This window comes from Actinomadura sp. CNU-125 (genome assembly GCF_001942465.1).
In the GTDB taxonomy this organism is placed as follows: Bacteria; Actinomycetota; Actinomycetes; order Streptosporangiales; family Streptosporangiaceae; genus Spirillospora.
The window spans coordinates 1-9,485 of record NZ_MKJY01000208.1 but is presented as its reverse complement, the minus strand read 5'-3'; the positions used below and the strand labels follow the sequence as shown (position 1 = coordinate 9,485).

General features: G+C 74.3%; 13 protein-coding genes. 9 read left to right on the top strand and 4 right to left on the bottom strand.

Translation table 11 applies throughout. From position 1 onward, the window contains the following. Together BJF79_RS55745 and BJF79_RS23260 are read left to right on the top strand one after the other, a co-directional pair. Positions 1 to 697: hypothetical protein (locus tag BJF79_RS55745; protein WP_262402458.1), on the top strand; the 697-nt coding region annotated here is incomplete at its 5' end. 70 nt (positions 698 to 767) lie between these two features. Beyond that, positions 768 to 1,628: an NADP-dependent oxidoreductase gene (locus BJF79_RS23260; RefSeq protein WP_262402457.1), complete on the top strand. Its 861-nt coding sequence runs from the start codon at positions 768 to 770 to the stop codon at positions 1,626 to 1,628. Positions 1,629 to 1,638: 10 nt separating this feature from the next. Here the strand turns inward: BJF79_RS23260 and BJF79_RS23255 are convergent, their stop codons facing one another. Together BJF79_RS23255 and BJF79_RS23250 are read right to left on the bottom strand one after the other, a co-directional pair. Then, complete coding sequence (locus BJF79_RS23255) at positions 1,639 to 2,697, bottom strand: PP2C family protein-serine/threonine phosphatase (protein WP_075900413.1); 1,059 nt, start codon at positions 2,695 to 2,697, stop codon at positions 1,639 to 1,641. A 77-nt stretch (positions 2,698 to 2,774) separates the two neighbouring features. Next, a complete protein-coding gene (locus BJF79_RS23250; protein WP_075900411.1) occupies positions 2,775 to 3,452 on the bottom strand; it encodes a TetR/AcrR family transcriptional regulator in 678 nt (225 codons plus the stop codon). Between the two features lie 103 nt (positions 3,453 to 3,555). Here BJF79_RS23250 and BJF79_RS23245 point away from each other — a divergent pair, with 103 nt between their 5' ends. The 4 genes from BJF79_RS23245 (at position 3,556) to BJF79_RS23230 (ending at position 7,083) form a co-directional block, all read left to right on the top strand. After that, positions 3,556 to 4,728: an acyl-CoA dehydrogenase family protein gene (locus BJF79_RS23245; RefSeq protein WP_075900409.1), complete on the top strand. Its 1,173-nt coding sequence runs from the start codon at positions 3,556 to 3,558 to the stop codon at positions 4,726 to 4,728. Beyond that, positions 4,725 to 5,645 (top strand): VOC family protein, encoded by a 921-nt coding sequence (locus tag BJF79_RS23240; RefSeq protein ID WP_262402456.1) that lies wholly within the window; start codon positions 4,725 to 4,727, stop codon positions 5,643 to 5,645. The genes BJF79_RS23245 and BJF79_RS23240 overlap by 4 nt, the downstream gene beginning before the upstream one ends. Beyond that, positions 5,645 to 6,496 carry an alpha/beta fold hydrolase gene (locus tag BJF79_RS23235; protein WP_075900407.1) on the top strand — a complete coding sequence of 284 codons (852 nt, stop codon included), beginning with the start codon at positions 5,645 to 5,647 and terminating at the stop codon, positions 6,494 to 6,496. Before BJF79_RS23240 ends, BJF79_RS23235 begins: the two co-directional genes overlap by 1 nt. 62 nt (positions 6,497 to 6,558) lie before the next feature. Next, positions 6,559 to 7,083 carry a flavin reductase family protein gene (locus BJF79_RS23230; protein ID WP_075900405.1) on the top strand — a complete coding sequence of 175 codons (525 nt, stop codon included), beginning with the start codon at positions 6,559 to 6,561 and terminating at the stop codon, positions 7,081 to 7,083. Between the two features lie 73 nt (positions 7,084 to 7,156). On the opposite strand, the gene BJF79_RS67165 is transcribed toward BJF79_RS23230, so the two are convergent. Continuing rightward, positions 7,157 to 7,495: a hypothetical protein gene (locus BJF79_RS67165; RefSeq protein WP_410050127.1), complete on the bottom strand. Its 339-nt coding sequence runs from the start codon at positions 7,493 to 7,495 to the stop codon at positions 7,157 to 7,159. Positions 7,496 to 7,546: 51 nt separating this feature from the next. Further along, positions 7,547 to 7,747, bottom strand: coding sequence for a hypothetical protein (locus tag BJF79_RS67160; RefSeq protein WP_410050126.1), 201 nt, complete (start codon positions 7,745 to 7,747; stop codon positions 7,547 to 7,549). Between the two features lie 119 nt (positions 7,748 to 7,866). Between BJF79_RS67160 and BJF79_RS67155 the strand changes: the two genes are divergently transcribed. From BJF79_RS67155 to BJF79_RS23220, 3 genes are all read left to right on the top strand, one after another. Then, positions 7,867 to 8,181, top strand: a complete 315-nt coding sequence (locus BJF79_RS67155; RefSeq protein WP_410050125.1) for a hypothetical protein — start codon at positions 7,867 to 7,869, stop codon at positions 8,179 to 8,181. Beyond that, entirely contained in the window at positions 8,181 to 8,348 is a 168-nt protein-coding gene (locus tag BJF79_RS67150; RefSeq protein ID WP_410050124.1) for a hypothetical protein, read from the top strand. The genes BJF79_RS67155 and BJF79_RS67150 overlap by 1 nt, the downstream gene beginning before the upstream one ends. After that, positions 8,345 to 9,485: oxaloacetate decarboxylase (locus BJF79_RS23220; protein ID WP_262402454.1), on the top strand; the 1,141-nt coding region annotated here is incomplete at its 3' end. The genes BJF79_RS67150 and BJF79_RS23220, both read left to right, overlap by 4 nt.

The window sequence follows — 9,485 nt, the reverse complement described above, 5'->3', positions numbered from 1 at the left end:
CGGGGTCCTCGCGGCGATCGCCGGGACCGCACCGGACGCGGCCGCGATCCGGATCCGCCGGACGGGCGTCGAGCGGCTCGCGGCGGACTGCGCCCGCGCCCTCGACGGCCGCGCGACCGACCTCGCCGCCGTGTGGGACGCGACGGAGCACCGGCCCCTGCGGGCCGCCGTCGAGGCCCTGGACCCGGCCGTCCGCGCCCGGTTCGACCGGCTCGGGCGGCTGTTCGGGGAGCCGCCGCTGCCGAAGTCGCTGCGCCGGCTCGTCCGGTCGCCGGGGATCGCGGACGCCTACGCGCTCGACCTCGCGGCCCGCCGCGTCCGCCGCGCGCTCGGGCTGCTGGCCGTCCTGGGACGATCCGGCGCTCGCCCGCGCGGACCGCGCCGCACCACCGAGCCGCTGCTGTGCGCGCTGGCCGTCCACACGACGTGCGCGCGGCCCGAGATCGCGCTGGCGGCCGTGTCGGCGCCGCGGCGGCGCGACCGTCCCCGGGTTCCCGGCCAGCACGCTCGCCGACGAGGACGGTCCGTGGCGGCGCGCGCTCGCCGTCGTGCCGGAACTCGGCGCGGACGCGGGCGTGTTCTGGGACGAGGTCGCCGCGCACGGCATGCGCGTCCCGGCGTCCTGGCTCCCGCCGGGCGGGTGGCCGGCCCTGTGGGCCCGCGCACATCGCTGATTAGTTCTGTTTTTCCTGGTTAGGTCTATGACTATGCGCGCTGTTACATATGCGGCCTATGCGGCGGACAACTCGCAGCTGAGGGTCGAGGACGTGCCGGATCCGCGGGTGGGCCCCGGGCAGGTGCTCATCGAGGTGTGGGCGGCCGGGGTGAACCCGGTCGACTGGAAGGTCATGGCGGGCGGCCTGGACGCCATGATGGAGGCGGTGTTCCCCGTCATCCCCGGCTGGGACGTCGCCGGGGTGGTCCGGGCCGTCGGGCCGGACACCCCGGAGTTCGCGTACGGCGACGAGGTGATGGCCTACGCGCGCAAGGACGTGGTGCGGGCGGGGACGTTCGCCGAGTACGTGGCGGTGTCGGCGTGGTCGGTGGCGCGCAAGCCGCCGCCGCTGGACTGGCGGCAGGCGGGCGGGCTGCCGCTGGCCGGGCTGACCGCGCAGCGCACCCTGGAACGGCTCGACGTCGGGCCGCGCGACACGCTGCTGATCCACGGCGCGTCCGGCGGGGTGGGCGACCTCGGCGTGCAGCTCGCCCGCGCGCTCGGCGCGGCGGTGATCGGGACGGCGTCCGAGCGCAACCACGCCTACCTGCGGGAACGCGGCGCCGAGCCGGTCGCCTACGGGGACGGGCTCGTCGAGCGGGTGCGCGACATCACGCCGGGCGGCGTCACCGCGGTGGCCGACTTCGCGGGCGGGCAGCTCGACGCGACGCTCGCGCTGCTGGCGCCCGGCGGACGGCACGCGTCCGTCGCCGACCCGACGGTCGAGCAGCACGGCGGACTCTGGGTCTGGGTACGGCCGGACGGTGCGAAGCTCGCCGAGCTCGCGGACATGGCCGAACGCGAGGCGCTGGTCGTGGACGTCGCCGGGGCGTACAAGCTCGACGAGGTCGGCGCGGCGTTCGACGCGAGCCGCGAGGGGCACACGCGCGGCAAGCTCATCATCGAGCCGTGAGGCCCGGGCGCTAGATGCGGCGGCGCAGCAGCAGCATCGCGGCGTCGTCGTCGAGCGGCGCGCCGACGTAGGCGAGCAGGTCGGCCTGCAGGCCGTCGATGGCGTCCTCGGGGTCGTCGGCGGACAGGACGCCGGCGCGTTCGGTGAGCGGGTAGAACTCGCCGCGGGAGTCGCGGGCCTCGATGACGCCGTCGGTGTACAGCAGCATCTGGTCGCCGGGGGCGAGGTCGACGACGCCGGTGGGGGCGGGGTCGTCGACCAGCACGGCGAGGCCGAGCGGCGGCGCGGGCTCGGGCGGGTCGAGCGTGCTGACGGACGCGTCGGAGCGGATCAGCAGCGGCGGCGGGTGCCCGCGGTTCAGCAGCGTGACGCCGTCGCGCTCGTGGACCTCGGCGAGGACGGCGGTGACGAACTGCTCGCTGGTGAGCTGCCGGGAGAGCGCGCGTTCGATGCGGTCGGCGACGCCGTTCAGGTCCTCTTCGTCGTAGGCGGCCTCGCGGAACGCGCCGAGGACGACGGCGGCGGTCTCGACGGCGTCCAGGCCCTTGCCCTGGACGTCGCCGACGATCACCCGCACGCCCCGGGACGTCTGCACCACCTCGTACAGGTCGCCGCCGATGCGGGCTCCGGCGGCCGCGGAGATGTACCGGACGGTCGCGCGCACCGGCCCGACGCGGCGCGGCATCGGGCGCAGCAGCACCCGCTGGGCGGCCTCGGCGATGTCGCGCACGTCGGCGAGCTCGCGTTCGCGCCGCTGCCGGTAGGTCGCGGCGATCATCCCGGCGGCGGTGACCCCGCCGATCGAGACGAACGTCAGGTTCGTCCGGAAGGTCCCGAGGACGTCGCTGTAGGACGCGAGCAGCGTGCACAGGACGATGGCGAGGACGCCCACCGACACGGTGCGCCACAGGCCGCCGAAGAGGCTGGCGAACGCGGGCCCGAGCGCGAGCAGCGGCAGGTAGCCGACGCTGGGCCCGGCGGAGAAGTCGACGACCGAGATGACCGCCATGGCCGCGAAGGGCAGCAGCCGCAGGGGGAGCGGCCCGTCGGGGCGCGTGCCGGGTCCCACCTGTGACGTCCTCCCGGCCGGCCGACTGCGTGAAACAGCAGCTTAGCGCCAGGGCGGGAAGAACCGGGTCAGGGTGATCACGCGCCGCCGTCCGCGGCGCGTCCGGTGCCGGGATCGGCGGCGATCTCGCGGACGATGCGGTCGGCGACGGAGTCGAGGGCGGTCGCCAGCAGGTCCTGGAGGGCGTTCATGTCGATCGAGGGGTCCCCGGCGGACATCGCGTAGAGGCCGTCGGACGCCGCCATGTTGAGCTGCGCGAGGAGTCGCGGCAGGTCGGGGCGCCGCTCGATCGCCTCGTCCGGGAGGACGGCGGCCCACCAGTCGCCCATCGCGGCGAGCATCTCCGCGCGGATCTGCTGGAAGCGGGCGCGGGCGGCGGGCTCCTCGGCGCGGCGCTCCAGCAGCAGCATCAGCCCGAGCCGCATGAAGACGGGACGGTCGGCGAAGCTCTGGCCGGCCTCGCGGAGCCAGCCGCGCAGGTACTCGATGCGGTCCGTGCCGGGCTCGGGCGGCGCCCAGCGGGGGCGGGCGGGCAGCCACTCGGTGTAGCTGTGCTCGATCACGGCGGCGAGCAGGTCGTCCTTGCTGCCGAAGTGCCAGTAGACGGAGCTGGCGGGCAGTCCGGAGCGCTTGGTGACCAGGGCGACGCTCGTCCCGTCGTAGCCGCGCTCGGCCGCGATCTCGGCGGCGGCGTGCAGGATCCGGCGGCGCGTCTCGCCGCTGTGCTGGGTGCGTCTGTCGGTTTTCGGGGCCACGGACCTCTTGCTATCACACCCCGCCTGGGCGTAGTTTGCGTCACATCATCTGTAACGCTTACTACAGGGAAGAATGATCACTACAGACGACAGGGGGTCGTCCATGACGATCGCTGAACGGGTGCGGGCGGTCGCCCCCGACCTCGCCGAGCAGGAGCGCACCGCCGTCCGGGACCGCTCGCTCACCGCCGCGACCTGGAAACTCCTGCTGGAGACGGGCGTGCTGCGGGCGCTGCAGCCGGCCCGCTGGGGCGGCGGGGAAGCACCGCTCGCCGACTTCCTGGACGCGGTGTTCGAGGTCGCGCGGGTCGCGCCGTCCGCCGGCTGGGTCGCGGGCGTCGTCGGCTCCCACCCCTGGCAGAGCGCGCTGTTCCCGGAGGAGACGCAGCGGGAGCTGTGGTCCGAGGACGCGTCGCGCATGCTGTCGTCGTCGTACGCGCCGACCGGCAAGGTCGTCCCGGTGGACGGCGGCTACCGGGTGAGCGGCCGCTGGTCGTTCTCGTCCGGCTGCGACCACGGCCACGGCGTCATCCTCGGCGGCATCGCGGGGGAGACCGAGGCGGACGGCGCCCGCGTCCCCGACTACGGGTCGCTGATCCTGCTGCGCGACGAGTACCGCATCGACGACAACTGGCACACCTCCGGGCTGCGGGGCACCGGCAGCAAGGACATCGTGGTCGAGGACGTCGTCGTCCCGGCGCGCCGGTTCCTGTCGCACGTCCGGTACGAGTACCTGCCGGGCGTCCTCGCCCCCGGCCAGGAGACCAACCCGGGCCCGCGCTACAAGCTGCCGTGGGCGACGCTGTTCAACCTCGTCCTCGTCGCGCCGACCCTCGGCATGGCGCAGGGGTTCCTGGACGAGTGGACGGAGATCACCCGCGAGCGGCGCGCGAACTGGGGCGGGAAGGTCGGGGAGGACCCGCTCGTCCAGAAGCACCTCGCCGACGCGGCGTGGACGCTCGACGCCGCCATCGCCAAGATGCGCAACGCCGCCGTGGCGATCACCGAGGCCGGCGAGGCCGGACGGCACGTCGGCAAGGACGAGCGGGCGAAGCTGCGCTGGGACGTCAACCGGGGCTGCGAGCTGGTCGGGGACGCCGTCGCCGACCTGTACCGGATCTCCTCCGGCCGCGTCGCCTACCTCGACCACCCGCTGCACGGCCGCTTCCAGGACATCGTCGCCGCCCTCGGTCACGCGTTCCTCACCACCGACAACGTTGCGCTCGCCTACGCCGCCCGTGTCCTGGGCGCCACCCCGCCGGAGGTCCAGCTGTGATCCAGTCGCTCGACTACATCGGGTTCTCCTCACCCGCCTACGAGGAGTGGCTCACGTTCGGTCCCGAGGTCCTCGGGATGGAGGTCGCCGGGCGCGGCGAGGACGGCGCCGTGCGGCTGCGCGTGGACGACGCCGACTACCGCCTCGTCGTCCACCCGGGCGAGGAGCACGCCAACGACTACCTCGGCTGGGGCGTCCGCACCCCCGAGGCGATGGACGAACTCGCCGCGCGCCTCCGCGGCCACGGCATCGATGTCCGCGAGGAGGACGCCGAACTCGCCGCCGTACGCGGCGTCGCCGCGCTCGTCTCGTTCACCGACCCGTACGGCAACCGGCACGAGCTGTCGTGGGGGCAGCGCCGCCATCCCGGCGGTTTCCGGCCCGGACGGGCGATGTCGGGCGGGTTCGTCACCGGCCCGCAGGGGCTCGGGCACGCGGTCCTGGTCGTCCCCGACCTCGCCGAGGCCAACGCGTTCTTCACGAAGGTCCTCGGGTTCCGGCTGTCGGACCGCATCGTCGACCCGCCGCTGAACGCGCAGTTCTATCACGTCAACGGCCGCCACCACTCCCTCGCGATCGCCGAGATCCCGGGGACGAGCGGCTTCCAGCACCTGATGGTCGAGGTCGAGTCGCTGGACGACGTCGGCATCGCCTACGACCGCTGCGAGGAACGCGACGTCCCGATCGTCCTGACGCTCGGGCGGCACACGAACGACCGCACGACGTCCTTCTACCTCTACACGCCCGCCGGGTTCAACCTCGAATACGGGCAGGGCGGCGTGGTCGTGGACGACGCGTTGTGGGAGCCCGCCACCTACACCAGCACCAAGATCTGGGGCCACCGCGGCACCGAGCACCGCGAGAAGCTCCCGTTCGCCCTGTTCAACAAGCCCGCCGACACCGAGGGGACCGCCTGATGCCCGCCGAGATCACCACGACCGACGTCCAGGCCGGCGAGCACCGGCTGCGGATCGGCACCGCCGGCGACCCGTCCGCCCCGCCGCTGCTGTTCCTGCACGGCTCCGGGCCGGGCGTCAGCGGCCTGTCGAACTGGGAGCGGCTGATCGGCGACCTCGGCGACCGGTACTACTGCATCGCCCCCGACACCCTCGGCTTCGGCGACTCCGACCACCCGAACCCGCCGCCGCGCGGGATGGCAGCCTTCACCGAACTGCGCGTCGCCGCGACCTGGAAGCTGCTGGACGCCCTCGGCATCGACCGCGTCACCCTCGTCGGCAACTCCTACGGCGGCCAGATGTCCCTGGCCATGACCCTGGAACGGCCCGAACGGGTCGAGAAGGTCGTCCTCATGGGCAGCGGTGGCATGCCCGACCTCAAGCCGCTGCCCGGGCTGGCGAAGCTGATCGGCTTCTACGACGACCCGACCGAGGACGCGATGGCCGAACTGCTCACGCTGTTCGTGCACGACCCGTCCGCGTTCGGCCCGCGCATCCGGGAGATCGCCGCCGGACGGATGCCGCGCGCCCTGCGCGAGGACGTGCGCCGCTCGCACCTCGCCACGTTCGACTTCAGCGCGGGCGGACGCATCGGCTGGCAGCCGGACGAGCTGGCGAAGATCGACAAGGACGTGCTGGTCGTCGCGGCCCGCGAGGACAGGATCGTCCCGCCGGAGGTCAGCCACTACCTGGCCCGGCACATCCCGAACGCGCGGCTGCACATCGTGCCCAACTGCGGGCACTGGAGCCAGATCGAGCACCCCGAGACGTTCGCGAACCTCGTCGACGGATTCGCCCGGGGCGCGTTCTGACCCGTCCGGCAGGGGGACGCCGCGCCCGTCCGCGCGGCGTCCCGGCCCAGAGAGGAGCACCGATGACCACTTTCCGCACCGACGCTCCGGACATCGCGCCGGACGCGCTCCGTCGGGTCCTGTCCCACTACCCGACGGGCGTCGTGGCCGTCACGTCCGTGCACGGCCCGCCCGGAGCGGGCGAGCCGATCGGCATGGCGGTCGGCTCGTTCACCTCGGTCTCGCTGCGCCCGGCGCTGGTCGGCTTCTTCCCCGACGCCGGGTCCACGACGTGGCCGCGCATCCGGGAGGCGGGCCGGTTCTGCGTGAACGTGCTGGGGGAGGAGCACCAGGACGTCTGCCGCGCGTTCGCCACCCGCGGCGCCGACAAGTTCGCCTCGCTCGACTGGACGCCGGGCCCGACGGGGTCGCCCGTCCTGGCCGACGCGCTGTCCTGGATCGACTGCCGCCTGGAGCGGGTCACCGAGGCAGGGGACCACTTCCTCGCGCTCGGCCGCGTCGTCGACATGGGCGTGCGCGGCACCGGCGGGCCGCTGATCTTCTACCGGGGCGGCTACGGCGGCTACCGCGAGCCGCTCGCCTCCTGACGCTTTCCACGTTTCCACGCTTACCTCCCGGATCCGTCCGGGCCGTTTCATGCCCACTTCCCTGTAGTAAGTGCTACATGACATTGGGGGATCTCATGTCCATCGTCGACGCCGTGCGCGCGGCCGCGCCCGTCCTGGCCGCGGAGGACGCGGCGGGCGCGCGGCAGCGCAGGCTGACCGACGCCGCCTGGAAGGAACTCCGGGCCACCGGCGTGCTCCGCGCCCTGCAGCCCGCCCGCTGGGGCGGCGCCGAGACGCCGCTCGCCGAGTTCCTCGACGCGATCGTCGAGGTCGGGCGGGCCGCGCCCGCCGCCGGCTGGGTCACCGCCGTCGTCGGCGTCCACCCGTGGCAGATCGCGCTGTTCCCCGAGGAGGCGCAGCGGGAGATCTGGGGCGACGACCCCGCCCGCACGCTCGCGTCGTCCTACACCCCGACCGGCAAGGTCGTCCCGGCGGACGGCGGCTACCGGGTGTCGGGCCGCTGGTCGTTCTCGTCCGGCTGCCTGCACACCGACGGCGTCATCCTCGGCGGCATCGCGGGCGAACGCGACTGGAACGGGACGCCCGTCGCCGACTTCGTCTCCGTCGTCCTCGACCGCGACCAGTACTCCGTCGAGGACACCTGGCACACCGCCGGGCTCGCCGCGACCGGCAGCAACGACATCGTGGTCGACGGCGCGTTCGTCCCCGCGCACCGCGCCCAGTCGCACGTCGACTACACCTACCGCCTGGGGACGCCGCTGCCCGGCCGCGAGGTCAACCCCGGCGCCCTCTACCGGCTGCGTGGGCGGTCGTGTTCACGCGATCATCGCCGCCGGGGCGCTCGGCGCCGCGCGCGGCTTCGTGGACGCCTGGGCGGACGCCGCGCGGGACCGCCGCACCGCCGCCGGACCCGTCCGCGAGGACCACCTCGCCCAGCGGCACCTCGCCGAGAACGCCTACGTCGTCGACGCCGGCATCAACGGCCTGCGCGCCGTCGCCGCCGAACTCACCGCGATCGCCGAGGCGGGGGACTGGCCGTCCCGCGAGACCCGCGCCCGGCACCGCTACGCCCTGGCCCGCTCCGCCCAGGACGCGGCGCCGCCGTCACCCGGCTGATGCGCGTCTCCAGCGGCCGCACCGCCTACACCGACCACCCGCTGCACCGGCGCTTCCAGGACGTGACCGCCGCGATCGGCCACGCGTTCCTGCTGGCCGACCCCCTCGGCCGCGCCCACGGCGCCCTCGCCCTCGACGCCGCCGACGTCCCGGCGGTGCACCTGTGACGCACGCGGTTCTTCCTCCGAAGCCGGTGGCCGAGCGGCGGGCGGGGCTGCGGGCGCTGCTCGCCTCCGACCGGGTGGTCGTCGCGCCGGGCGTGACGGACGCGGCGGGACTGCGGCTCGTCGAGGAGGCCGGGTTCGAGACCGCCTACCTGACCGGCGCCGGGCTCGCCAACGCCCAGTTCGGCCTGCCCGACATCGGGCTGATCTCCCAGCGGGAGGTCGCCGACCACGTGCAGCGGCTCGCCGGGGCCACCGACCTGCCGGTGATCGTCGACGCCGACACCGGTTACGGCGGCCCGCTCGCGGTGATGCGCACGATCCGGATGCTCGACGCGGCCGGTGCCGCGGCCGTCCAGCTCGAAGACCAGGTGCTCGACAAGCGCTGCGGCCACTTCGACGACCACCGGCTGATCACTGCCGAGGAGATGACCGCCAAGATCCGGGCGGCGCTGGACGCGGGCGGCGCGGACGGCCCGGTCCTGATCGCCCGCACGGACGCGCGCGGCGTCCACGGGCTGGACGAGGCGATCCGGCGGGCCCGCGCGTACGCGGCCGCGGGCGCGGAGGTGATCTTCGTGGAGGCGCCGCGCGGCGTGGACGAGATGCGCACGATCGGCCGGGAACTGGCCGGGATCCCGCTGATCGCCAACATCGTCGAGGGCGGCAAGACGCCCGAGCTGGGCACGGCCGAACTCGGCGAGCTGGGCTTCCGCGTCGCGCTGTTCGCCAACTACCTGATGCGCAGCATGATGCACGCGGGCCGAGAGCCTCGCGCACCTGCGCGCGGAGGGCGAGACCCGGACCCGCGCCGGCCGGCTGCTGCCGTGGGCCGAGCGGCAGAGCCTCTTCGGCCTCGGCGCCTACTCCGAGATCGACCGGCGGTACGGCCGATGACCGTCCGGTACGACGTGGTGATCGCGGGCGGCGGGCTCGCGGGCGCGCCGCCGCGGCCGCCGCGGCCGAGCGGGGCGCGTCCGTCCTGCTGCTGGAGAAGACGGCGACGCCCGGCGGCAGCACCGTCCTCAGTTCCGGCCTCAACGCCTACGCCGGGACCGACGAGCTGCCGTCCGGTGACCACGGCGACCATCACGCGCCCGTCCGCCGTGCCGAAGTCGCGCCCGAACTCGCCGTACAGCT